This is a genomic window from Pseudoalteromonas lipolytica, from assembly GCF_900116435.1.
In the GTDB taxonomy this organism is placed as follows: domain Bacteria; phylum Pseudomonadota; class Gammaproteobacteria; order Enterobacterales; family Alteromonadaceae; genus Pseudoalteromonas; species Pseudoalteromonas lipolytica.
In genome coordinates this window covers 18856-42086 of record NZ_FPAZ01000001.1, presented here as the reverse complement: position 1 = coordinate 42086, position 23231 = coordinate 18856, and the positions used below count along the sequence as shown (strand labels likewise).

The 23231-nt window shown below is 39.0% G+C and carries 25 protein-coding genes; 10 read left to right on the top strand and 15 right to left on the bottom strand.

Annotated elements, in window-relative coordinates:
• Nucleotide 1: 1 nt before the first annotated feature.
• The 3 genes from BM378_RS00210 to acuR form a co-directional block, all read right to left on the bottom strand.
• Nucleotides 2-418, bottom strand: coding sequence for a VF530 family protein (locus tag BM378_RS00210; RefSeq protein WP_036968414.1), 417 nt, complete (start codon nt 416-418; stop codon nt 2-4).
• 93 nt (nt 419-511) lie between these two features.
• Complete coding sequence (gene acuI / locus BM378_RS00205) at nt 512-1504, bottom strand: acrylyl-CoA reductase (NADPH) (RefSeq protein WP_074988216.1); 993 nt, start codon at nt 1502-1504, stop codon at nt 512-514.
• A gap of 69 nt (nt 1505-1573) precedes the next feature.
• Nucleotides 1574-2206, bottom strand: coding sequence for an acrylate utilization transcriptional regulator AcuR (gene acuR, locus BM378_RS00200; protein WP_074988215.1), 633 nt, complete (start codon nt 2204-2206; stop codon nt 1574-1576).
• Between the two features lie 360 nt (nt 2207-2566).
• On the opposite strand from acuR, the gene rmf reads away from it, so the two are divergent.
• Nucleotides 2567-2737: a ribosome modulation factor gene (gene rmf / locus BM378_RS00195; RefSeq protein WP_036968408.1), complete on the top strand. Its 171-nt coding sequence runs from the start codon at nt 2567-2569 to the stop codon at nt 2735-2737.
• 66 nt (nt 2738-2803) lie between these two features.
• Here the strand turns inward: rmf and fabA are convergent, their stop codons facing one another.
• On the bottom strand, nt 2804-3319 hold the full coding sequence (gene fabA, locus BM378_RS00190) for a bifunctional 3-hydroxydecanoyl-ACP dehydratase/trans-2-decenoyl-ACP isomerase (RefSeq protein WP_036968405.1): 516 nt from the start codon (nt 3317-3319) through the stop codon (nt 2804-2806).
• Nucleotides 3320-3526: 207 nt separating this feature from the next.
• Between fabA and BM378_RS00185 the strand changes: the two genes are divergently transcribed.
• The 3 genes from BM378_RS00185 to BM378_RS00175 are packed head-to-tail and all read left to right on the top strand — an operon-like array spanning nt 3527 to nt 5638.
• A complete protein-coding gene (locus BM378_RS00185) occupies nt 3527-4384 on the top strand; it encodes a 6-carboxytetrahydropterin synthase (RefSeq protein ID WP_074988214.1) in 858 nt (285 codons plus the stop codon).
• Complete coding sequence (locus BM378_RS00180) at nt 4377-5195, top strand: M23 family metallopeptidase (RefSeq protein WP_074988213.1); 819 nt, start codon at nt 4377-4379, stop codon at nt 5193-5195. Before BM378_RS00185 ends, BM378_RS00180 begins: the two co-directional genes overlap by 8 nt.
• Nucleotides 5196-5200: 5 nt before the next feature.
• Nucleotides 5201-5638 carry an acyl-CoA thioesterase gene (locus BM378_RS00175; RefSeq protein ID WP_036968399.1) on the top strand — a complete coding sequence of 146 codons (438 nt, stop codon included), beginning with the start codon at nt 5201-5203 and terminating at the stop codon, nt 5636-5638.
• A gap of 278 nt (nt 5639-5916) precedes the next feature.
• Here the strand turns inward: BM378_RS00175 and BM378_RS00170 are convergent, their stop codons facing one another.
• From BM378_RS00170 to BM378_RS00140, 7 genes are all read right to left on the bottom strand, one after another.
• Entirely contained in the window at nt 5917-7239 is a 1323-nt protein-coding gene (locus tag BM378_RS00170; RefSeq protein WP_074988212.1) for a Na+/H+ antiporter family protein, read from the bottom strand.
• 8 nt (nt 7240-7247) lie between these two features.
• The gene (locus tag BM378_RS00165) at nt 7248-9203 is read right to left on the bottom strand and encodes a transglutaminase TgpA family protein (RefSeq protein WP_074988211.1); all 1956 of its coding nucleotides are present in this window, start codon (nt 9201-9203) and stop codon (nt 7248-7250) included.
• 2 nt (nt 9204-9205) lie between these two features.
• Entirely contained in the window at nt 9206-10018 is an 813-nt protein-coding gene (locus BM378_RS00160; protein ID WP_177222561.1) for a DUF58 domain-containing protein, read from the bottom strand.
• 150 nt (nt 10019-10168) lie between these two features.
• Nucleotides 10169-11062 (bottom strand): AAA family ATPase, encoded by an 894-nt coding sequence (locus tag BM378_RS00155; RefSeq protein WP_036968391.1) that lies wholly within the window; start codon nt 11060-11062, stop codon nt 10169-10171.
• A 22-nt stretch (nt 11063-11084) separates the two neighbouring features.
• On the bottom strand, nt 11085-11465 hold the full coding sequence (locus BM378_RS00150; RefSeq protein ID WP_074988210.1) for a response regulator: 381 nt from the start codon (nt 11463-11465) through the stop codon (nt 11085-11087).
• A 644-nt stretch (nt 11466-12109) separates the two neighbouring features.
• Nucleotides 12110-13252 carry a phage head morphogenesis protein gene (locus BM378_RS00145; RefSeq protein WP_065979927.1) on the bottom strand — a complete coding sequence of 381 codons (1143 nt, stop codon included), beginning with the start codon at nt 13250-13252 and terminating at the stop codon, nt 12110-12112.
• Between the two features lies 1 nt (nt 13253).
• A complete protein-coding gene (locus BM378_RS00140) occupies nt 13254-13790 on the bottom strand; it encodes a hypothetical protein (protein WP_065979928.1) in 537 nt (178 codons plus the stop codon).
• A 136-nt stretch (nt 13791-13926) separates the two neighbouring features.
• Here BM378_RS00140 and BM378_RS00135 point away from each other — a divergent pair, with 136 nt between their 5' ends.
• The 5 genes from BM378_RS00135 to BM378_RS00115 all read left to right on the top strand — a co-directional run bounded on the left by BM378_RS00135 (nt 13927) and on the right by BM378_RS00115 (nt 18598).
• Complete coding sequence (locus BM378_RS00135; RefSeq protein WP_065979929.1) at nt 13927-14181, top strand: AbrB/MazE/SpoVT family DNA-binding domain-containing protein; 255 nt, start codon at nt 13927-13929, stop codon at nt 14179-14181.
• On the top strand, nt 14181-14534 hold the full coding sequence (locus BM378_RS00130) for a type II toxin-antitoxin system PemK/MazF family toxin (RefSeq protein ID WP_065979930.1): 354 nt from the start codon (nt 14181-14183) through the stop codon (nt 14532-14534). The genes BM378_RS00135 and BM378_RS00130 overlap by 1 nt, the downstream gene beginning before the upstream one ends.
• Before the next feature lie 73 nt (nt 14535-14607).
• Entirely contained in the window at nt 14608-16980 is a 2373-nt protein-coding gene (locus BM378_RS00125; RefSeq protein WP_065979931.1) for a DEAD/DEAH box helicase, read from the top strand.
• Nucleotides 16981-17498: 518 nt separating this feature from the next.
• On the top strand, nt 17499-17717 hold the full coding sequence (locus BM378_RS00120; RefSeq protein ID WP_218061174.1) for a hypothetical protein: 219 nt from the start codon (nt 17499-17501) through the stop codon (nt 17715-17717).
• Between the two features lie 56 nt (nt 17718-17773).
• The gene (locus BM378_RS00115; RefSeq protein ID WP_074988209.1) at nt 17774-18598 is read left to right on the top strand and encodes a hypothetical protein; all 825 of its coding nucleotides are present in this window, start codon (nt 17774-17776) and stop codon (nt 18596-18598) included.
• Nucleotides 18599-18855: 257 nt separating this feature from the next.
• On the opposite strand, the gene BM378_RS00110 is transcribed toward BM378_RS00115, so the two are convergent.
• Nucleotides 18856-20349 carry an ATP-binding cassette domain-containing protein gene (locus BM378_RS00110; protein ID WP_227006826.1) on the bottom strand — a complete coding sequence of 498 codons (1494 nt, stop codon included), beginning with the start codon at nt 20347-20349 and terminating at the stop codon, nt 18856-18858.
• A gap of 322 nt (nt 20350-20671) precedes the next feature.
• Between BM378_RS00110 and BM378_RS00105 the strand changes: the two genes are divergently transcribed.
• Complete coding sequence (locus BM378_RS00105; protein WP_051501766.1) at nt 20672-21391, top strand: metallophosphoesterase; 720 nt, start codon at nt 20672-20674, stop codon at nt 21389-21391.
• Here the strand turns inward: BM378_RS00105 and BM378_RS00100 are convergent.
• The 3 genes from BM378_RS00100 to BM378_RS00090 form a co-directional block, all read right to left on the bottom strand.
• Entirely contained in the window at nt 21380-21751 is a 372-nt protein-coding gene (locus BM378_RS00100; RefSeq protein WP_036968379.1) for a hypothetical protein, read from the bottom strand. The two genes, BM378_RS00105 and BM378_RS00100, sit on opposite strands and share 12 nt — an antisense overlap.
• A 168-nt stretch (nt 21752-21919) precedes the next feature.
• A complete protein-coding gene (locus BM378_RS00095) occupies nt 21920-22492 on the bottom strand; it encodes a MiaE family protein (RefSeq protein ID WP_074988208.1) in 573 nt (190 codons plus the stop codon).
• A 49-nt stretch (nt 22493-22541) separates the two neighbouring features.
• Complete coding sequence (locus BM378_RS00090) at nt 22542-23180, bottom strand: sulfotransferase (protein ID WP_036968376.1); 639 nt, start codon at nt 23178-23180, stop codon at nt 22542-22544.
• Between the last annotated feature and the right edge of the window lie 51 nt (nt 23181-23231).

The following is a 23231-nucleotide window of genomic DNA, read 5'->3' as shown; positions in this document are numbered from 1 at the left end:
ATTAATTACCCCAAGGGTTACTTGCGCTTGAACGCTGTTTACGCGCACGGGCTTTTTGTTTCGCTTCTTTTTTCTCATGAATGCGTTTTGCATCAGTAAAACTAAGCTCACATGGCTCACCGGGTTTTTGATCTGCTGGGATCACGCGATCGCGTGGTGGTAGCTCGTAGTTAACGTCATCAGGGCGCGGTAAGTTTTTTAGGCGGTACAGATAAAAGTTCTCGACCTTTTCTTGCGCCCATTGAGTTTTTCGCAAAAACTTAACGGCAGATTTTACATCAGGGTTATTTTTAAAGCAGTTTAAACGCAGGTAGGCATGGAGTAATTCCCAGCCATACTGGTCAACAAGTTCAGTGACAACCTGCTCAATGCCCACACCCTGTAGTGGGTTATTGCTGAAAATTTCTTTATTACTCATTCGACTGTCCGGTATTTCTCAAAACTAGGGTAAGTATAATTGCCTTTACCCTAGTTTTATACCTAACGAAGCAAGAAACTGTATTTTGAGTGGTTATTCTTTACAGTTAACCACAACACGGCCACGTATTTCGCCTTTTAATAATGCATCAGCATGGCTAATGGCGTCTGATAATGGAATTTCTCGCGAAATTGTATCTAGATACTCAGGCTCAACTAACTCGCTCAGACGTTGCCATGCTTCGATACGGTCAGCTTTAGGGCGCATGACACTGTCTATGCCTATTAAGCTGATACCCCGAAGAATGAATGGCGCAACGGTTGCTGGGAAATCCATGCCTTGTGCTAAACCACAGGCTGTAACAACACCCCCATAGTTAATTGATGCACAGACATTTGCCAGTGTATGACTACCTACCGAATCAATGGCTGCCGCAAATTGCTCTTTGGCAAGTGGTTTACCAGCAGTGGAGAACTCATCGCGTGATAAAACACGTTTTGCTCCGAGTTTTTGTAAGTGTTCGGACTCGTTCATACGACCCGTTGTTGCCACAACGTCAAAACCGAGCTTATTGAGTAAGTAGATGGCAAAACTTCCAACTCCACCATTTGCTCCAGTCACTAATACTTCGCCGGTTTGTGGGCTAATACCGTGCTTTTCAAGCGCAATAATACTCAGCATTGCGGTGTAGCCTGCGGTGCCAATTTGCATTGCTTGTTTAGGGGTTAAATTAGCGGGGAGGGGAATAAGCCAATCGCTCTTCATTGAGGCTTTTTCGCTAAGACCGCCTAAATACTTTTCGCCAACACCAAAGCCATTTAATAATACGGTGTCGCCCGTTTTAAATTCGTCAGAATCGGACTCGCTAACCGTGCCTGCAAGGTCAATACCTGGGATCATAGGAAATTGTCTTACCACTGGTCCTGCACCCGTTATCGCCAGAGCATCTTTATAATTGAGGGTGCTGTAGTCAACATCAATATTAACATTATGCTGGTGGATGCTCTCAACAGGAAAATCTGTGTAATTGGCGTGATAGCCTTGATCATCTTTATTTATAACTATCGATTTGGCTGATGTTGTCATGGTTGACTCCTTTTAGACCGATCGTCTTTTAATGGTTAAATTAAAACCGTTAATTGATTTATAACGGCTTTATAAGATTAAACGTAAAAATTGTGCTGTATAAAGGGTAAGGGGGTCGCTTGATTTATCAAGCTTTGAGCGCATAACGGCACCTTCCCAGCCAATCCAAAAAAATTCAGCAAGCATTTTGCAGTCTGTCGATTTTGCGATTTGTTTTTGTTCTTTAGCTTCAATTAAACACTGCTCAACTAATTGTTGCCAATGCGTATACGCTTGTTTAATGCGGGCTATCATTGCGTCATCAAGGTGGCTGAGCTCTTGGTTAAGATTGCCAATAAGGCACCCTCGTTTAAACGCATATTTTGCCATGCCTTGTTTGGCATCGTTAGCAAATAAAACAACGCGTTCAAGTGGACTAATGGCGCTATTAGTGAGATGGCGTTTAAGCTTTGCTTGAAAGTAACTGTCGTAAGCATCGATTAAGGCTAAACCAAAATCATTTTTACTTTTAAAGTAATGATAAAAAGAGCCTTTAGGCACTTGCGCCGACTTTAAAATTAAATCGATACCTGTGGCGCTAAAGCCTTTTTCAGTTAATACAGCTAACCCTGTATTAATTAGCAATGCGCGGGTATCTGCATTTGTGCGCTCAATTTTTGGGGGCCTGCCACGACGGCTTGGCTGTATTATTTTTGTTTCCATAGCTCAATATTAGACCGATCGGTTTTTAACATGCAAGCAATTTGTTGTCTAAATTGTAATCATAATAAAAATGTCATAATTACAAATTAATGGGGAACTTTACTGAAATAGCCTGTGTCACAAATAATGGCTATGCAATTTATAGCTCGTTTTTACTGTATTTATAGGTGGTTTGAAATATAGAGGTATGACCACTTAAAGGTTTTAAATGTTAATTCAGTTGATCATCAGCACGTTACTCATTGTCAATTTATTTAATTGCTTTTGTCATTTGAATTTAACAGTTTTATTAACTATTCATTAAATGTAGATGTCAATTTCGCTACATATCTATAAATATAAAAGGTGAGGATATTACCTATGAAGAGACAGAAAAGAGATCGTTTAGAAAGAGCTCATTCTCAAGGTTATAAAGCAGGCTTGGCAGGCCGTTCCAAAGAACAATGCCCTTATCAACAAATTGACCCTAAATCAGAATGGTTAGGTGGATGGCGAGAAGCAATAGAAAACCGAAACATGTTCAAAACTTAAAATAGGCATCTTATTTACGCAAAAAAGCCCCAAGAGGGGCTTTTTTGTTTCTGCATTCTGGGGGTATTAGAATGCAGTTGTATCTTGGAAAAGACCTACTTTAAGATCTTTTGCTTCATAGATTACACGACCGTCTACTTCTACAGTACCGTCAGCCATACCCATGAACAATTTACGCTTGATAACACGCTTCATATCTAAACGGTAAGTTACTTTTTTAGCCGTTGGTAAGATTTGACCAGTAAATTTAACTTCACCTACACCCAGTGCACGACCAAGACCTGGGCCACCTGACCAGCCAAGGAAAAAGCCAACTAATTGCCACATTGCATCTAAACCAAGACAACCCGGCATTACTGGATCACCTTTAAAATGGCAGTCGAAAAACCAAAGATCAGGGTTGATATCAAGTTCAGCAACGATTTGACCTTTACCGTGTTCACCACCATCGGCAGTGATAGAAACGATGCGATCCATCATTAACATGTTATCGCTTGGAAGACGACAATTGCCTTCGCCAAACATTTCACCTTGACCACAAAGGACCAATTCTTCTTTTGTATAGCTGTTTTTAGGTTCCATAACTCTTTTTCATCGCTTAGAAATTGCCCCGTACTTTAGCGTACACTTGTACGCTAAACAACTCGGAGCAGTTAATTTTTTGCTATTTTTCGTTTGTTTTATTACCATTTAATTAAACTGTTGCTGTTAAAGGGAGATAAAACCGCGCATTGTGTATTAAAAATCATTATAATTGCTGTGATTCTTTAACCAGTCTAAAGGAAATTTATGATCCTTTTTGTAAACTCACTGACAGTGATTGATTTTTCTTACTTGTGTAATAAACGCGGCGCAGTTGGCGAGAGCTGGATTGTTGATTTAACCCTGCATGGCCAACTTAATGATGAGTCTATGGTGCTTGATTTTGGTTTAGTTAAAAAACAAATCAAAGGCATTATTGATGAATGTATAGATCACAAACTTGCCGTGCCTGCGAAACTAAACGGTTCACTTACTCAACACGATGAGCACAGCGTATTAGAGTGTCATTTTGGTGACAACCACCACTTAGCGATGAGCGCACCAAACCAAGCCTTTTGTTTAATTGATGCCGACGTGATTGATGAGCACTCAGTGACCGCGTTTTTAATTAAAACGATAATGCCGCAATTGCCTAGCAACATCGAAAAAATTGAAATTAATTTATACCCTGAGCGCAGCCAAAGTTTTTACTACCACTACAGCCATGGTCTTAAAAAGCATGATGGCAATTGTCAGCGCATTATTCATGGTCACCGTTCGCAAATTGGTATTAGCCTTGATGGCATGGCTATGCCGCGTTTGCAAAAAGAGTGGGCCGATAAATGGGAAGATATTTATTTAGCGACAGCTGAAGACGAAGTCAGCAAAGCAGAGTTAAAACATGTTACAGCAGAAGATAACGATGTGTGCTTTGCGTATACATCGCAGCAAGGCTACTTTGAAATGGCCATTGCTGAATCGCGTTGCGACATTTTACCGTGCGATACCACGGTTGAATGCATAGCTGACTATCTTAGCACGCAAGTTAAAAACGAATACCCAGAGTCTGAGGTGAAAATCACCGCGTACGAAGGGGTCGGCAAAGGATCAATTAGCTATGCGTAAGGGATTACTGCTAACCGCGTTGGCAAGTTTGTTGTCTATACATGTAAATGCGGTTGAACTAAAAGGACATTTAACTCAAGGTGGTTTAGTCACAGGCCAACTTGAAAACGTTAAAAGTGTGAGTTTTAACGGTGAAAACTTAAAATTGTCGCCTAAAGGTGAATTTGTATTTGGTTTTGGCCGTGACGCAGACACAGAGCACACATTAACGTGGGTTGATAATGACGGTGTCGCGCATGAGCAAGCCATTGTTATTACAAAGCGCGAATACAAGATTGACAAAATTACAGGCGTGGCAAAAAAGTATGTTTCGCCGCCCAAAGAGGTATCTGAGCGAATTTCTCGTGAAGCGGTTGCTGTACGAAAAGCGCGAGAAGTTAATTCTGACCTCCGTTATTTTTTAGATCCGGTTTATAAGCCAGCACAAGGCCGTATTTCGGGTGTGTATGGCAGCCAGCGTTACTTTAACGGTGAGCCACGTAGACCACATTTTGGTTTAGACATCGCAAATAAAACTGGCAGCCCTGTGTATGCGCCTGTCAGTGGTACCGTTGTTTTTGCTGAGCCTGATTTATATTACTCTGGTGGCACGTTGATTCTTGATCATGGCCATGGTGTGACTTCGACTTATATTCATTTAAGCAAATTAGATGTAAAAGTAGGGGATACCATTACCCGAGGCGATAAAATCGCTGAGATAGGTGCAACGGGCCGAGTAACAGGACCCCATTTAGACTGGCGTTTTAATTGGAAAAATGAACGCCTTGACCCTGCGCTAATGATGCAAGACACATTAGCTAATGAAAAGTAGAGACTATGACACAACAAATCGATCGTGACGCTATTATTGCCCAGCGTATTGCTGACTCAACAACGTCGGTAACAAAAACAGTATTTCCTGGCCGTACTAACCATCACAACACCTTATTTGGTGGTGATGCGTTAGCGTGGATGGATGAAGTTGCTTTTATTGCTGCAACTCGTTTTTGTCGTAAACCTTTAGTAACGATTTCGTCTGACCGTGTTGACTTTAAAGAAGCGATTCCTGCCGGTACGTTTGCAGAACTTATCTCTAAAGTAGTCTATGTTGGTAATACCAGCCTAAAAGTAGACGTAGAGATATTTTTAGAGAGGATGCATAAAGACGATAAGCATCTTGCTATCTCGGGTAGTTTTACGTTTGTAGCGGTTGATGATAACCACAGACCAACACCGGTTGTGTGCGATAAAATGATCTACGGTTTCGACAGCTAACACACTCAAAGATAGCTAAAATAAATAAGTACCTGCGGGTACTTATTTAATCAATCACTAAGAACACATCATACTATATATTGTAATATGTATTACTCAGCACTTATGAATCCTTTACCTTAAATTAAACAGGGGATACCTGAAGATGCAATTTAAGAGAAAAGCAAAAAAGTGTTTAAAATTGGCCGTAACAAGGTAATAAAAAGCCCCACATATGCAGGGCTATCGTCTTTTTAACTGACAGCATAACTTTTGAAGTTGCAGTACAGTGTTTTAATTTAAAGTACCATTGCTGCTATCCAACCCGATATCAGTAGCGGAATATTAAAGTGAATAAATGTGGGTACCACTGAATCCCAAATATGATCATGTTGGCCGTCGGCGTTCAATCCAGACGTTGGTCCTAAGGTTGAATCAGAAGCAGGGGAGCCCGCATCACCTAATGCCCCAGCAGTACCAACAAGTGCAGCCGTTGCCATAACAGAAAAGTTAAGTTCTAAGCACAGTGGTACAAAAAGGGTCGCAATAATTGGCACCGTAGAAAAAGAACTACCAATGCCCATGGTGATCAATAGGCCAACTAATAAAATGAGTGCAGCGGCAAGCGGTTTGTTTCCTTCTATCATACCAGCAGCAGAGCTTACTAATGAGGTAACATCGCCAGTTGCTTTCATAACGGAAGCAAAGCCTTGTGCCGAAATCATAATAAAGCCAATCATTGCCATCATGGCTACACCTTTACTAAAAACGTCGCTGTTCTGCTCCCACTTAACAATACCAAACAGACTAAATATCATAACTCCAACAAGGCCACCTAGAATCATAGAACCACTCACATTTTGAGCAAGCAACGAGCAAAGTACGGCAGCAATGCCAACAGCCAATACCTTTTTTGGTTGTTCGATAACAACGTCTTGCTGTTTTTCTGTTAGGGCGTGAGCCTCATAATGACGTCGCTTTTTGTAGCTAACAAATACCGCGATAATTAAGCCAACTAACATGCCAAGCGCAGGAATTATCATAGCGATAGGGACTTGTGTATTCACAAGTTCTAAACCGTTTTCAGTGAGGTTTTTATGTAATATTGAATATAAATAGATTCCACCAAACCCATACGGAAGAACCATATAAGAGGTTGCAAGACCAAAAGTTAAAATACAGGCAATGGCACGTCTATCTAATCGCAGCGTGTTAAATACAATAAGTAACGGGGGAATTAATATAGGAATAAACGCGATGTGTACCGGGACTAAGTTCTGCGACGAAATTGCACACAATAATATGATGCTTAAAATTAAGTAGCTTAGGGTTGTTTCGCCTTTGTGGCTGTTATCATTCACTTGCTTGAGCAATTTGGCTGCTAAAATACGTGTTAACCCTGATTTAGAAATAGCCACAGCAAATGCACCTAGCATTGCGTAACTTAGTGCTATTTCAGCGCCGCCCGATAACCCTTCGTTAAATGCATTAAGCGTATCTGACAAGCCAAGCCCAGCCGTTAAACCGGCAACAATGGCACTTAGTGTCATCGCGACAATGACATTAATACGGCAAAGTGTCAGTACCAGCATTAATATAACGCCAACAATTACTGCATTCATATTGTTCTCTATTTTGCTGTTTTGAGAGAGTTTAACAGAACTCGAGCAGTGGTTTTACGTTTTTGAGTAAATGCGAGCTGTTGATAGCGCACTTCGATGATTATCTGTTCAAATTTAGCCAATTCGCTGGATAAATGGGGCTTTTGTTTTTTTATATTTGCAATGTTTTGCAAAGGAGTAAGAGTGACATCGGTTTCAATACCCCGTTTATTCGCCCAACGGTAAAGCTGTTCTATTTCGTTAATAAGTGGCTCATTAGAGAGAGGCGTGCGCTTTGAATAGAAAAAGTAACCTAGAAAAACAAAGGCCAGCGTAACCAAAACTACAAGTGGCGTTATCCAGTTCGCTTTATTTCCAAATAATGATTTTAAAAAGTTTTGTTGTGATTGCTGATCAAAAGTCAGCACCCAATTTGTCCATTTATAATCTAATTCTTCAAGGTGATTTCTAAGCCAATTTATTGCTTTAAAGTGACTCCAGCGTTTTAGGCCAAACCCTAAATTTTCATTAAAGCTTTCATTTAATTCGCTTAATTGTGATAACGAGCCATTTAACCGCTCTGGAGCAACAACCGCGGTTGCATCAAACACATGCCACGCATTATTAAAATGTACTTCTACCCAGGCATGGGCATCGTATTGATAGACGTTGAGTGTTGAACCTTGCTTTTGTTCGCCGCCTAAGTAACCAGAAACTACACGCGCAGGAATTTTGGCAACCCTGAACATAAAGGCTGCTGTACTTGCGTAATGTCCACAAAAGCCACGTTTATTATCAAATACAAACTGGTCAATTGTATTCTCGCCAGTCATTGCTGTAGGTGTGAGTGTGTAGCTAAATGCTTGTTCATTAAAATAGCGCAATAAAGCATTAAAATAGGCTTCTTCGTTGGTATTTTTTTCAGCGAGAGATAATGACAGTGTGCGCGTTTTAGGGTTCACGTTGCCAGGAAGTCGCGTATAGAGTCTTTTTTCAAAGTCAGACAGAACAACATTATTTAATGAGCCGCTTTTAACGGTGTATTTTATGTTCTTATTTAAATTGCCTTTGCGTTTTAGCAAACCATTATAGGTGGAGAATACAGCCGTATTATCACTTGTTGCATACCCCAAACCATATAACCAATTAGCCGATGAAGGCTCTGCAATAACTTGATATTGAACGTAGTTTTGAGGGGCAACTGGCTTGCGAGTAAGGTTAAACTGTTGAGATTTTAAAATGTCCGATATTAACCATTCGTTACCATTAAACTCATCATGAATAAGGCTTCGCCAATAATAGGGGGGCTGCAGAGCTGTATTATTAGGCTCTTCAACTCTAAAAACTAGCTCGTCTGATTCTGCCAATTTGGCAATAGAAAACGGGTTTACCTGTTCAGACAAACCTGTTTTAGCAAGCTTTGGCCCCGGTAATTGCCAAAAAGCAGGAAGTCTTGGTAAAAATAAAATTAGAAATGCAGCAATAGGTAAAGCGAAAAAAATGGTCTTAACACTCTGTTTATTAGCCGTTTTAAAGCTATTAGGGCTGTCTAAATAGCCAAGGACTGCAAAATTAACGATATATAAGCTGCTTACCAGCAATGTTTCGAGTAAACCTTGATGAAAGAGATACAGGGTCGATAAGTTAAAAAACACGAGTAAACACACGGTTTGATATTGCTTGGTTGTTCGCGCTTGCAATAGTTTAAATGTACTTGCAAGTAGCATCATTGAAACAAATAACTTAACTGTGTCAGACACACCGACAACAACAAATAAAGCGATTAGACAGGCCGCAGCTAAAATATTAGCCACCTTACCATTGAGTTTTTTATAGAACTTTCCAATTAATAAATTAAGGCAGCTTAAAGAAATTAAAATGGCGAGAAAAAGAGCAGGGACTTCAGTAAACAAAAATCCACTCATAATGATGAATATGAATGAAAGTGCCGAATTTATTAAGCCTGCATTATGCATCTTCAGCATATTTAAAACTCCGCCAGCGCTTGAAGGCACGATTTTTGATGTTTTAAACCGCAACCCGAAGCAACCTCACTATTTGGCAACGTTAAAGAAAATGTAACGTGCTGTTCAGTGAGCTTATTGACTAAATAACATAGTTGACTGAGCCTAGTTTCAGTATTGCCGTTTAACTTATTAAAGTTAAGTACCATTTTGGCAGACGAATGACTCGTAAACTCCTTGCTGAGTAACTGCTGAGTTTTTGCGTAGTGTTTCCAAGATACTTTATTAAGTGCTGTACCGGGGATAAAAGGAGACAGTTGGTGAAAATCATCCGATCCCGGCTTTTGTTGGCTTTCATGCTCTTCGCTATCGCCTAATTCCAGTGTGTCAAGAACTAAACTAGGGTCATCGATTGGCTCTGGGTATATATAAATTGCATCACTGGGCTGAATATAACTCCATACAGACACAAGCCCAAAAGGAAAAGAGCTATAAATTTGGAATTTTTCGAAGCAATAACGCCCACGTTTGTCTAAGTTTAACGAAATATGCGTATTTACTACTTCGTTATTACCTACATCAATGAGCTGTGATTTTGTATTTTTATATCCAAGCGCAACACCTTGACACGCGCTCTTAGCTTTTATAGAAAAATGAGCGCTTGGTTGATTGGGTGCATAGCATGGCATTACGTGATTAAACTTTACACTGAGACCACGTAGATTTTTATAACCCGTTAAAATGGCGAATACTAATAAAACAACCATAAGGTACGCCATCGCTAAAATAAGGTTGTTTTGATAATTAATACCCATCACAAAATTTAACAGTGCCACAAATAAAAATTTAGCTCCTAAGCGCGATGGCAAAACGTAAATTGTATTATGACGCAGTGTAATCTCGTTTGTTTTATGCTTATTTTTTAATAACTTATTTATAAAAAAGTGCGTAAAACGAGTTGCAAAAGTAGGGCGCTTAAGCATCTTTTACAAGCTAACAGGAACATGTTTTAGTGCATAAGCACTGTCATCTTTATTCAACCCAAGACGATGATCGGTCACACTTGCAAACACCGCTTGAACGTCTTCAGGTAAAACAAAATTACGTCCCTCAATGTAGGCCCATGCTTTAGCTGCACGAGAAAGCGCAATAGATGCTCTTGGCGATAAAGGATTAACAAAGTGCTTGTCTTGGCGAGTAAATGCAACTAACTCTAAAATATAATCAACAACGGCATTGCTGAGTGTGACCTGAGTAATTTCTGTTTGAATAATAGAGAGTTGCTCAGTTGTTATACGCACGGGTAAATCGTCGTAGTTACGATTATTTAAACCCAAAATTAAATTTTTCTCAGCCTGTTTATCAGGAAACCCTAAACTAATTCGCATAAAAAAGCGGTCTAACTGTGACTCAGGTAAAGGATATGTACCAGACTGATTTACTGGGTTTTGTGTAGCAATCACAAAAAAAGGCGATGGCAGGGCGTGTTTAACAGAGTCGACCGTGACTTGCTTTTCTTCCATTGCTTCTAACAGAGCGCTTTGTGTTTTAGGACCCGCGCGATTTATTTCATCTGCAAGGACAACTTGGCTAAAAACAGGCCCTTGATGAAATGAAAAAGTGTGTTCTTTGGCATCAAATATATTTGTTCCTAATATATCTGACGGAAGTAAGTCACTGGTAAATTGAATGCGTTGATACGATAAACCTAAAACCGCCGCAAGTGCATGCGATAAAGTGGTTTTACCCATACCTGGTAAGTCTTCAATTAACAAATGACCTTGGCTGAATAAACAGGCTAATGCCAACTTAATTTGTTGTTGTTTACCAAATATTACTGTCGATAGGTCATCTATAACGCGTTCAATAGTCGAATTCATAAACTTCTTAATTTGTTATGGTTTACATCAATTCTAGACGTTTCATAACAGTATCGACTTTTTTTGCGTTAAATGGTTTAGCAATAAAACCTTTAGCGCCAAGTTCCCACGTGTTTTGTACATTTTCGAGACTGTTGTGGCCAGAGCACATAACAACATGTGTGTGTGGGTAGTTGTCGTTTAAGAATTCTAAAATCTCTGTGCCGTCTGTGTTGGGGAGCTCTATATCGAGAAAGATGACGTTAGGCGATTTTTCTTCAATAACTGTTTTAGCTGATTCAAAATCTCGGCTTTCTAAAATATCTTCAAAGCCAAGGCCTGTTAATATCTGGTTGAGATAGTCTCTGATATCTTGCATATCATCAATTATCAAAATGGGTTCTAACGGTTTCACAAATTCCATATTGTTTACATCTTATCGTTACATCTTAGTTTGATAGTTTTAATATATGCCATGCAATACCTAAGCTCAAGAAACAGTCGATAATTAAATGGATTATATAGCAAAACAACCACCTAATGTCCGATACCGTCTAGTATTGGACTTAGTATCACTGAAGACAGCGCTCAGATATATACAAACCATTACTTCCTATAATTTATATTATGTTAAATAGCATAAATATTTATATAATTAAGTTCGTTGCCTTGTAGATTTAACGTATTTTCACCTGCTTTTGTACAAAGATGCTCTTTTACATTGTGAGTTATAAAGCAATTTGTGTTTGTCATTTCTATCACGGTGTAAGGGGTTGTTCATTTCTAGAATTATGGAGGTATGGAGATTTTCGCCCTCGTGTTTTGGAAACGCCCGTAAATACTGACCTTTGCCAATCCCAAGCCGAAAATTCATGATTTTTGAATTACGCTTGTTTTTAGACTCTAACCGTTCAAACTGACTCATTACCCGATCATTCCTGCTCATTTTACGTTTAGAATTAGATCATTCCTGATCGTTTAACTTTTCTTTAAACACACTTTAAACACACTTTAAACGCCTTTTAAACGCCTTTTAAACGCTCTTTAAATATTCTCAGCGAGCAATCTTTAAATCTTTTCTGCTGCTACAACTGTATTAAAGTTTGGTCCCAGTTCGATTGTGATCATAAAGCCCTGGTACGTCATTCTAATTTTGTTATCTATATATGTGTACGCATTTGGTTTTTGAATAGCGTTCATTAGCTGGTGGATTTGTTCAACTGACAGTTGGCCAGCTAACAGCTTTTCAATTTGCGAGCTGCTAATCGTAACAGCGCTACTATATATAGGTGCATTTTTACGTGACAGCTCATTTAGGAAAAATGCGGGCAAGTGCCCTAACGTAAATTCTTGGCCATCAACCACCGGCTTTTTAAGTGCAATCTGAGCTGCTTTTAAATTTACCTGCTTTTTATAAAACTGCTGCGACTTCAAAACAGCTTCATTAAATTGCGGTACCGCTAATTGCTGTAGCTCTTTCGATAACTTTACCACTGACTTACCAGCCGCAATGTCTGCACCTAACCATGCTTTACCAGGATTATAGTCCCAACCTAGATCTATGCCAGGTAACTTATTAAGTTCTTCACCCGTTGATGCGTCAACGACTTTAAATGATTCCATGAACTTTTTAACAGACTCTGGTTTTGTGATCGATAAGCCCATACGTGCAATATCACGTTTGTTCAGTGAAACCACCTTACAACGGCAGTTATAGCCATTTGGCGGATAATGTGTGTCCCAAAACGGATGGTCTACAGGCAGTAATATATAGTTCCATTTATTGTGATCAGGCCTAACTCGGCTATCACCAGCGGTCAGGTAAAGTAAATAAGGTCTACGTTCTTTTAATCGGTTTTGTTGTTCCCAGCGCCCTGCTGCTCGCGCTGTATTTTTGTTGTTCTGGTAAATTACTTGGGTTCGCCAGCCACGCTTACCTTTATAAGACCAACCGTGATCATCAACGATTTTATCAAAGCGTTTTCTAAAGTCCGATATAGTCTCGCCATCACTAATTGCTTTATCTACTGCTGTATATAGCTCATTCAGGATCTCGATTTCTGTTGCACCTGCAACAGTGAATGCTTTGGCATGAATTAAGCCCTGTAAGTCTTTATATGACTCACTTGTCAGCTTAATTTTGTCTTGAAAGTGTGAAATGGCTTCCTTGAATTTAACAAGGTCGCCATATTGTGGAGCTGATAGAGCCATTTTAATGCTCTTTTAATGACTGTTGAATGTCTTGAATTTCATTTCGACGCGAGTTATCACGGCTATTACCAAAGAAGAAATTCAATATTGACGCTATAACAGTGCCTAAAACAAACCCTAAAATGGTATCTGCAAAGCGTGTAGAGCTCTCAGGAATAGGCATAAACGTGATAAAGCCTATATATAGAGCCGTCGTAATTGACCAAAACCACGCATAATAATAGATGAAGCGTTTAGAAAACTTATCATCTTGGTTAAGTGCTTGGATTTGCATATTGCGCGCACTCTGCGTGTTTTTAAACGCAAGTTCGTCAAGCTCTTTCTCTCGATTGAGCAATGTTGTTCTTAACTCATGCGCGTATTTATCAGACTGCTTAATACGGTTTAACGCTTCTTCTGGTGAACCTGACCCCGTTAAGGTTTGGGCCATATCAACGACTTTTGAAGCAACTGCTTCGCCATTGGTACCCCCTATCCAGTTACCTATTTTTTTATCTAGGCCAGTTAGTTTTGCAAGGCCAAGTTTAAGATAATCCATGCTGGTAAATTGTTATATAGGGTGAATAATTGCAAAGGAGCTAAGCTAGCTTGTTGGTTATAACAAAGTTGACACTGAAGATGGGTAGCGTAAAATAGTTCATGTTATAACAATGTACTTACTTAAGAGGTGAAATATGCGCACTCAAGTACGAAAAATAGGTAATAGTCTCGGCAATATAATCCCTGCCGCTTTCATCAAACAACTCGGCTTAGTTGAAGGGGCTGAGATTGAGGTTAAAGCCGATGGAAAAAAAATTATTATTGAACCAATCAAACGTCAAAAGAAGCGCTTTCCGTTCAGTGAACGAGAGCTGTTAAATGGTTTAGATGCTCATACAGCTCATGCTGATGAGCTGGCGTTAGTATCGGGTAAAGAGTTGGGTGAGTAATGGCTCAGTATGTACCTAAACGCAATGAAATTATTTGGCTAGATTTTGAGCCAGTGAAAGGTAAAGAGATCGGGAAGTATCGCCCTGCATTAGTCCTTTCAAGTAAAGAATACAATCAACAAACGGGGTTGTTAATTTGCTGCCCGATTAGTACCAGTATCCGGGGGCAAACTACCGAAGTCCCAGTAAAAAACCTCGATAAACCCAGTGTTGTAGCTTCAAGTTTGATCCAAACTCTTTCGTGGAAAGACCGCAGTGCGAAGAAAATTACCACTGCTGAAAATGGTGTAATGGAAGATGTTTTGCTACGGCTTATCCCGTTGATTGGGGCTGAATCGTTATTCGATGAATAACGAAGGGAAATCATGGCTTATAATCATCAAGCTAACGGCCTAATTTAGTGAATAATAAAAAAAGGTCAATGTCATGAGCACCCCAGAGCAGCGCCTTGCAAATATTAAAGCTAAACTGGAAGAGATTGAAACTCATAAAGCGGCGTTACTTGAGGAAAGCCGTTTACTGACCCAGCAATTGACAGCTGAACAGGCTCACTACTTTAACCAATACGCTGATCCGAGAGCTAAGGTTGCCTTATTTCAAAACTACTTTCGTGGTAGGAATAATATCTATCCTTTTCGTTGGGAATCAAAACAAGGTAAATCGGGCTACTCTCCATCATGTGCCAACGAATGGAAAGCTGGAGTCTGCAACAAACCAAAAATTGCCTGTTCTGAATGTCATCATCAAGCTTTTCACCCATTAGATGAAAATGCCATAAACGCGCATCTACGTGGACAACGAACTATTGGTATCTATCCTTTAACTGAGAAAAATCAATGCTATTTTCTAGCTTTTGATTTCGATAAAGCTGATTGGTTTAATGCGATAACTGCCTTACGGCAAGTATGTGATTCGTTACACATTCCGAATCTGGTTGAAAAGTCTCGAAGTGGTCACGGTGGACATCTTTGGCTGTTCTTCAATGCAGCAACAAATGCTAAAACTGCTCGACAGTTGGGTACAGCCCTGCTTAATCTGACCATGGATAATTATCCGACTCTTAATTTTGATTGTTTTGATCGAATGTTTCCCAACCAAGATGAATTACCAGAAGGTGGTTTCGGTAATCTCATCGCCCTACCTTTGCAGAAACAACCACGTATGCTAGGTAATGCCTCATTTATCGACAAAAATGGCGAAGTGATTGGTGATCAATGGCAAGCTTTGGCAAGTACAGCCAAAATTACTGCGGATGTCATGCTCACATTGCTTGAGCGACTTAAAGAATATATCACCATTGAACCACCAGAGCTAGACAGTAAACCATGGGAAAAACAATCGCCTTCTATTTCAACGAAAATACAAAATTGCCCTGACTCAATAGAAATAATTCAGGCTGACAAGCTATACATCGCTACCGATCCACTTCCCAACCAACTGATTGCAAGTCTCAAAAAGCTAGCCGTATTTGGTAATCCTGAATTTTTTAAACGCCAAGCAATGCGCTTTTCAACTATTGGTGTCCCGCGATATTTGTGTGCAGCGCATATTGAATCAGGCTACTTACAACTACCTCGTGGATTGCAATCTCAGGTTGAAAACTTACTGGATAAACGAGAGTGCTCTGTTTCTTATCAGGATAAACGTCAGAACGGTCAACCTTTGTCAGAGGTCAAATTTACGGGTGTGCTTCGTGCTCAGCAAGCCAAAGCATTAAAAGCGTTAATGGCAAATGAAACTGGGTTGGTTATTGCAAATACCGGGTTTGGAAAAACAGTTGTTGCTTTGGCATTAGCTGCTAAGCGTGAAGTTAACACATTAGTCTTGGTTCATAACAAAGCGCTTGCAGAACAATGGATAGAACGGTGTAAAATTTTTCTAAATGAATTTCAGATGGGCTCTTTACTCGGTGGTAAAGATAAACTCACAGGGTTATTGGATGTCGCTACTTATCAAAGCCTTATCGGTAGGAATGGCGTCGATATTAATGAGAAAGTTTATCAATATGGTCAAATCATTGTTGATGAGTGCCATCATATTCCTGCATTAAACTACGAGACATTAATAAAGAACGTATTACCAAAATATATCCTTGGATTCACAGCAACGCCTAAGCGCCAAGACGGCTTAGAGAAGCTTATGTACTTTCAATTAGGAGATGTGCTATTTGAATCAAAACCCGATAGTGTGCAATTTTCACAAACGACATATCGATGTGATACGGGTACGTCTTTTCCTAAAACCTGGTTGGATGGTTCCGAGGCAATCAAAATCACACAAGTCTATCAGTACTTGCAAGATCATGAAGCACGTAGTCTTCTTATTGCGAACCAAATATCTGAAGCGGTTCAAATGGATAGAAAATGTTTAGTACTCAGTGAGCGCAAAGAACATATCAGTATTCTATCGAAATTATTGCAAGCAAAAGGTATCTCAGCCATTGAGCTACACGGCGGTGTAACTGCAAAAATTCGTAAGCAGAGAATTGCTGATATGCAAGCAGGTTTACCGAATAAGACTGTCGTAATCGCTACAGGGAAATATGTTGGCGAAGGTTTTGATTTACCATATTTAGATGCTCTTTTTCTCGCCTTGCCTGTTTCATGGAAGGGTACGGTTGCGCAATATGCTGGCCGTATTCAAAGACATCATCCAGGCAAATCAGAAGTAACTGTATATGATTTTGTAGATGATTTGCCAATGCTTCAACGAATGTGGAAAAAGCGAGCAAACGGTTACAAAGCTGTTGATTACACTGTTTTAGAAAAAAACCAAGAAACCAATAAAAAGCTTATTTAAAACAGTTCGTGATCACTGATTGAAAACTCGACATTATTAGCATTTACATATTATATGTCTGTATATCTATTTTTTTGCAGCCCTTTATTTACGTGGCTTACAGGCTGCTTTAAGTAGGATCCAGCGTTATCATTTCAAAAACTGATTGGATCTTATCTTATGGTGTCATTATAAAAGAAGTGATCCAGTCAAAATATAAAATTCCCTCTTTAAAATCAGTGAAACTGATCCAGCTTTAAAGTGCCATTTACACTTGTAGATTTAACGTGTTTTCACCTGCTTTTGTACAAAGATGCTCTTTTACATTGTGAGTTATAAACCAATTTGTATTTGTCATTTTTACCACGTTTAATTTAAACGATCTGATTTACACTCACTCTCATTTAAGTGGCAATCTGTCATTACACTGTTTGTCTGTTTAAATACACATTGCTTTACTAGTGTTACGGTTTGCACGGTCTGGTTATTTATTAATTTTTAGAGATGGTTGTTTTTAGATATCACACGTTGAATCTTATGTGCCTTATAATTTCATCAACAAGATTGAGTTTTTACAACGCTCTGTTCGTTATAACGAAAGCCACGTAGATGCCCTACAAGCTCAAATTGAACACTTGTATGACCTACTTGAAGCCAGTGAAACCCTTAAAATCATTGGTAATGACTTAATCAAAATGAGTGATCAGCTTGCTTTAAAAGATATTGTGTTAAAGTATGGAGATAAGAAAACAGCCTAAATAATGTAGATAACTTTATGCTATCTACACCACAACTTAAAGATTAGTATATTCACATGATTTATAATAATGAAAAAATAGAGCAAACCTATGCAGATTTATACTTTACAGTGATGAAAGATGTTCTCATAGAAAAACAAGGAAAATATTCAGTAGTAAATTTTACAATGAAAACCATAACCGATAGGTTACGATTAACATGGGTTTTGTTTTATATTAAATACATTAACCCTATTATTCTTTTATTATCAGTAATTTTTTTGTTAATAGGCATTCCAGTGATTGCAACTGAAAAAGGCCCATCATTTCAGATTTTAACATCATTAGCCGGATTTGTTGGTGGTCTTTTTACTGTTATAGCTGTGATTTTAGCTGCGAAAGAGTATTTTTTGTTTAATGCCCACAGAGGGATTAAGGAATATAGGGCTTTTATTGTCACCAAAATACGACCAATCAATGACATGCTCTTATCTGATTATGCTATTTTGAAAGTGTATTTAATCAATTATTTAGCTAACGAGCATACCATAAACGATGCTGATATAAATAAAGCCTTGAAAGAGCTTTTAGAAATGTCTAACAAATATCAAAACTTAGTGAATGATATTTCGTCAGAATTTAATGACATTTCATATCACAACAATTTTCTTAGATTAAAGTCTAGAGGTGATTTCTACTCTCTTCAATCAAGGTTGCATAATTTCTCAAGTGCAATTCAAGATGTATACCTGCATTATGCTCCTTTTGCTAATGTAGAATTAAAGCGCGACAATGCTTTTATCTCTGATTGCTTAGTTGAGAAACATGACCATATACCCCAAAGTTTAGTGAAAGTTTTGAAGCTATTAAAAAAAATAGATGAAGATAAAATTTTTAATTAAACCTGCTTTTAACAGGTTTAATTAAAATAAGAATCTATTTTAAAGCTTCAGATAATGTCGCTATCATAATTTACCCTGGAATTTCGTAATACCTTCACCGTGTTTTTTGATGACTTACTTTATCCAAGTAATGTCTGTTTGCATTGCGGTGGCGAACGCGCCGCCAATTTCAACAATAATTACGAATAACAAATTGATTGAGTTTGAACCGATGGCCATACCCTACTCCTTAGCCGCTATCGTTATGATTTCAGCGTTTATAATGCAATTTTCTTATGACAACCAATTTCCTCTATAAAGTGCTGGTCATGGCTGACTATGATAAACCCGCGATTAAATGCGTGTAATGCATCGGCTAAAAGCTGTTTTGATTCAAGGTCTAGGTGATTATCGGGCTCGTCGAGTAACAAAAAAACATGCTTTTCAATATGGCTTACGATACACATTGCGAGTTTCATTTTTTCGCCACCACTTAACTGTGCGGCTTGTTTATAAACGTCGTCTTTTCTGAAGTTTAAACTAGCAAGCAGTGTTCGGGCTGTATTGTGGGTTAATTCGCGGCAATAGAACATTAGGTTATCAAGCAGGGTTAAGTCATTATTTATTAATGAAAAATGTTGATCTAAATAATAGAGTGGTTGATTAACATATATCTGCCCTGCTCTAACTGGCAATATAGCCATCATCGTTTTTAAAAGTGTTGATTTGCCGGTGCCATTGGCGCCCGATAAATGTATTTTTTCATCATTATAAAGCGATAAATTTAAGGGGGTGTTCGTTCCATACTGCAATACAATGCTCTCGAGTGTTACTGCTTTTTGGCGTTTGAATTCTGTTTGATTTAAAAAGAACTGTTGGGGTTTTATTTGCTCAAGTTGAGATATAAGCACTTGTTTATTTTTAGTGATTTGCGCCTCTCTTTTTGCTGCGTTTTTACTTTGCGATGATTGATTTGCTGAGGCTCTGTCTTTTTTAGCATCTTGAAGCACTTTGGGCTGGCTGCCTGATTTTTGAAGCTTTGTGCCTTTATTCGCGCGTTTTTCTGCTTTTTGTTTATTAACTTGCTGTTGAGCTTCAAGCTTACTTTGTTGTTTTGTCGCTGCATTAAGCTTGTTTTCTAATGCTGTAACATGTAGCTGTTTTTGGCGGATGTAATCTGTAAAGTTGCCACCATAAACAGCTAACCCCAGTGACGATAGTTCCCAAATTTCATCAACAATTTCTAGTAACTCTCGGTCATGGCTGATCAGTAATATTTGCCCTGGATATGATTCAATTTGATTTTTTAACCATGCTTTACCCTGATTATCTAAGTGATTTGAAGGCTCATCGAGAATCAAAATATCGTGGTTTAAGGTAAACAAAGCCCATAATTTTAATTGACTGAGTTGCCCGCCACTTAAGGAATTCGCACGCGCAGTGGCAGTGATGTTTTTAAGGCCTAATTTATTTAATACAGAATTAAAGCGTTGTTCTAAATCCCAATAACCATCCACAAATGCTAAGTCGTGCTCTGTGAATTGGCCTTCATTAATAGCCTGCAAGGCATTGAAGTAATGATCAAGCCCTATTGATTCAGCAAGTGTGAGGGTATTTAACCGTTTAATGTCGTCGACTTGTTTATATATACCCATTACGCCGCTGCTGTTTACTGTTCCTGACGTTGGTGAGCGCTCTTTACAAAGTAACGATGCTAAAATTGATTTACCACTGCCATTACGACCAACAAGTGCGGTTGTTTTGCTGTTAATGACAGTGTTATCTTGTTAAACAGACGTTTGCCATTGGCATGCTGAAAGCAAAGGTTAAAAGCGTGAAGTTGTGGCATAGTGCCTCCTGTAATACAGGGGCAGAAAGCGTTGGTAACGCAAATACAATTTACGTGTGTAAAGTGATAGTGAGCAACGCCTACTAACCCTGTTGGTCCAAAGAAAAAATGAAATTGGATAACAGGTTTAGTTGTTCATGTTGGCGCGTGCTCCTAAATAATGAGACTAGATAATATCCAGCCCTTGCCAAAAAGGCAACGAGTTATGTTAGGCTAATATTCATAGAACGTGAAAGGAATGCATTTTGAATTTAGTTAATTGCCAAGCCATTCTCAATAATACTGTGCAAGTAAAACTGGCACTTGATGCTAAAAAACGTGTTTTTGTTATTGGTGATTTAGATGCCGACCTACCCAAGTTTGAACGTGCGTTAGCATCGGTAAATTTTAATGCAGCGAACGATGTATTATTTGCGCTTGGCGATGTTATTGATAGAGGTGCACACAGTGTTGCCCTATTACAGAGGTTTAAAGAGCTGGGTGTTTATATGACTCTGGGTAATCATGAACATATGATGCTCGAATCAATTCTTGCCCAAGATAGTGGTTATCACGCGTTATGGGTTGAAAATGGCGGGCGTTGGCATTACGAATTAAGCGAGGCTGAACTTGTGGATGTTTGCCTGCAACTCCTAAATTGCCCTCTTTCTTACCTTATTGAATATGCAGGCATGACAATAGGTTTGTCGCACACGGTGCCACAAAATTGGCATTGGCAAAATATTCCTCGCAATCATTCTCAAGCCGTTACCGGCTTACTTTGGGATAGAGCTATTACAAAACAAGGTAAGGTTATACACAACCAAGGCGTCGACTTTTCTATTCATGGCCATAACTCGACCCCTCGGCCCTATTGGATTGGGAACACCTATCACATCGATACAAATTATTTAGGCGGTGAGCCAACACTTGTCGAGCTGAGCTCTTTAATAAGCGACTTTAAACAAGCCCAGTCAATGGATTGAAGCAAGTTCAGAGGGGATGTTTTCTTCGAGATACTGCTTGTACTTATACCTTGCGTGCCAAAGCTGTTCATCAGATTCTTGCAGGTAAATAAGTGGACCGGTATTTTTCTTTGCTAAACTGGTTAGTTTAGAATATTCACGGGTATCAATTTTGCCATCGCTAAAGTAACTATTTGAAATTGTTAGAAACTCATCGTCTTTGTACACTTCACTGTGCCAAATAAGAGAACGATACATACTGGCGGTTATTTCGGTTGGCTTATCGTTGCTTTGAAAGATTTTCACTTCAGAGTAAATTGAGTTACCCGTAATTACGATACCAATTAACGATAGCGTTGTGAGAGTCATCATCCATTTCATGCTTTTATCCTCACTATTTATTACTTTAACTATAGGAGGAAAGCGAGATGTTTGATGTTTATTTAATCAATCACAGTTCGAAAAAGTATTTTCAAAATACTTAATTACTGTTTTCTAAGTACCTATTTTGCGCATAGGACTCACTGAGCCCTATGCGCGTGATACCATTTAGTGAAGTGCGGCTGTAAACGGAATGCTTTTACAGATTTTGGCTTCAGCTATAAGAATTTCTTCTAGTCGTGTATCTACTTCATGCTTGTCGAAATACTCGTAGGCAAGTTCGACAAATAAGTTTTTATGCTTTTCTTCAGATTTCGCGATGGCCACATAAAACTCTTTTTCTTTGCCAGCAGGTAGCGCTTCGGCAACTAATGAAAAGCGTTCATGCCCTCTTGCTTCAATAACACCCGCAACGAGTAGACGGTCCATTAAAAACTCGTCGCGGCCATTTCTGAATAAGCCACGAATTTGCTTAATGTAAGGGTCTTTTTGATCGTTACCCAATGAAATATCGCGTTCCATTAATAGCTTGAGAACTTGTTTAAAATGAATCATTTCTTCAAGCGCTAAGTCGGTCATAGCTTTAACAAGTTTACGACGATCTGGGTAATGCGACAGCATTGACATAGCCATACCCGATGCTTTTTTTTCAGCGGCAGCATGGTCTTGTAAAAAGGTGTTAAAGTCCGCTAAGACACCTTCTGTCCATTCAAAGGGAGTGTGATATTTTAATTCAAACATGATAAGGAACAACTTAACTTATAATGGCGGCGATTTTAACGCATTTTGGTTATAAAATCTTGTGATTGTAACCAAGGGATTTATCTATTTTTCCATTGCGGGTTGAGGCTATTTTGTCGGGGTGTTTTATGTCATTCCAAGCCGTTACTTTACCGGCCATATTCAGTTGTTTAAAAACAATTGGTTGCTCGGTTTGTAAAAATGCTTTGAGTGCGTCAGGGCTATGCTCGTCTGAAACATCAAGTGTTAATAGTTGCTGTTTTTTATCACTAAAATAGTTTTGCACTTGCTGTTGATGCCGCTTGTAACATGCAATAAGGTACTCATCTGATTCTATATCTGCCAGTGTGTAGTGGCCAAACACCTCTAAATAACAGCGTTTTAAATGGCTATTAAAGCCGCCATCTTCGCGCATTAAATTAGTATGCATGCGCGCAAGCAGTTGTCTTATTGAGGGGATCCATTTTGATAAATCACGCTGCAAATTAATAAAAATACTGTTTGGGTAATGCTTATCAAGTAACGGAAACTCACTAAAGACGGGAGTGTCAGCTATAACCTCTGCACTTTCAATTGCCGCTTGTGTATACGCTGTGTGGGCCGTTTTATAGCCTAATTGTAAAAAGCTATGGCAAATACTGGTAGTGCCTGTGCGCGGCAGACCTATTATAAAAATTTTATTCTTCATCTTAATTCGTATTAATTATGTTGGCATGAGCACTGGGGTTGCTTAATGAGT

Coding starts and splice junctions, on each gene's coding strand:
- BM378_RS00135 (WP_065979929.1), top strand. CDS start 13,927: ATGCGCACTCAAGTACGAAAAATAGGTAATAGTCTCGGCAATATAATC.
- BM378_RS00090 (WP_036968376.1), bottom strand. CDS start 23,180: ATGAAGAATAAAATTTTTATAATAGGTCTGCCGCGCACAGGCACTACC.
- acuR (WP_074988215.1), bottom strand. CDS start 2,206: ATGGAAACAAAAATAATACAGCCAAGCCGTCGTGGCAGGCCCCCAAAA.
- BM378_RS00210 (WP_036968414.1), bottom strand. CDS start 418: ATGAGTAATAAAGAAATTTTCAGCAATAACCCACTACAGGGTGTGGGC.
- BM378_RS00180 (WP_074988213.1), top strand. CDS start 4,377: ATGCGTAAGGGATTACTGCTAACCGCGTTGGCAAGTTTGTTGTCTATA.
- acuI (WP_074988216.1), bottom strand. CDS start 1,504: ATGACAACATCAGCCAAATCGATAGTTATAAATAAAGATGATCAAGGC.
- fabA (WP_036968405.1), bottom strand. CDS start 3,319: ATGGAACCTAAAAACAGCTATACAAAAGAAGAATTGGTCCTTTGTGGT.
- BM378_RS00145 (WP_065979927.1), bottom strand. CDS start 13,252: ATGGCTCTATCAGCTCCACAATATGGCGACCTTGTTAAATTCAAGGAA.
- BM378_RS00115 (WP_074988209.1), top strand. CDS start 17,774: ATGATTTATAATAATGAAAAAATAGAGCAAACCTATGCAGATTTATAC.
- BM378_RS00165 (WP_074988211.1), bottom strand. CDS start 9,203: ATGCTGAAGATGCATAATGCAGGCTTAATAAATTCGGCACTTTCATTC.
- BM378_RS00185 (WP_074988214.1), top strand. CDS start 3,527: ATGATCCTTTTTGTAAACTCACTGACAGTGATTGATTTTTCTTACTTG.
- BM378_RS00140 (WP_065979928.1), bottom strand. CDS start 13,790: ATGGATTATCTTAAACTTGGCCTTGCAAAACTAACTGGCCTAGATAAA.
- BM378_RS00130 (WP_065979930.1), top strand. CDS start 14,181: ATGGCTCAGTATGTACCTAAACGCAATGAAATTATTTGGCTAGATTTT.
- BM378_RS00095 (WP_074988208.1), bottom strand. CDS start 22,492: ATGTTTGAATTAAAATATCACACTCCCTTTGAATGGACAGAAGGTGTC.
- BM378_RS00175 (WP_036968399.1), top strand. CDS start 5,201: ATGACACAACAAATCGATCGTGACGCTATTATTGCCCAGCGTATTGCT.
- BM378_RS00155 (WP_036968391.1), bottom strand. CDS start 11,062: ATGAATTCGACTATTGAACGCGTTATAGATGACCTATCGACAGTAATA.
- BM378_RS00170 (WP_074988212.1), bottom strand. CDS start 7,239: ATGAATGCAGTAATTGTTGGCGTTATATTAATGCTGGTACTGACACTT.
- BM378_RS00125 (WP_065979931.1), top strand. CDS start 14,608: ATGAGCACCCCAGAGCAGCGCCTTGCAAATATTAAAGCTAAACTGGAA.
- BM378_RS00150 (WP_074988210.1), bottom strand. CDS start 11,465: ATGGAATTTGTGAAACCGTTAGAACCCATTTTGATAATTGATGATATG.
- BM378_RS00100 (WP_036968379.1), bottom strand. CDS start 21,751: ATGAAATGGATGATGACTCTCACAACGCTATCGTTAATTGGTATCGTA.
- rmf (WP_036968408.1), top strand. CDS start 2,567: ATGAAGAGACAGAAAAGAGATCGTTTAGAAAGAGCTCATTCTCAAGGT.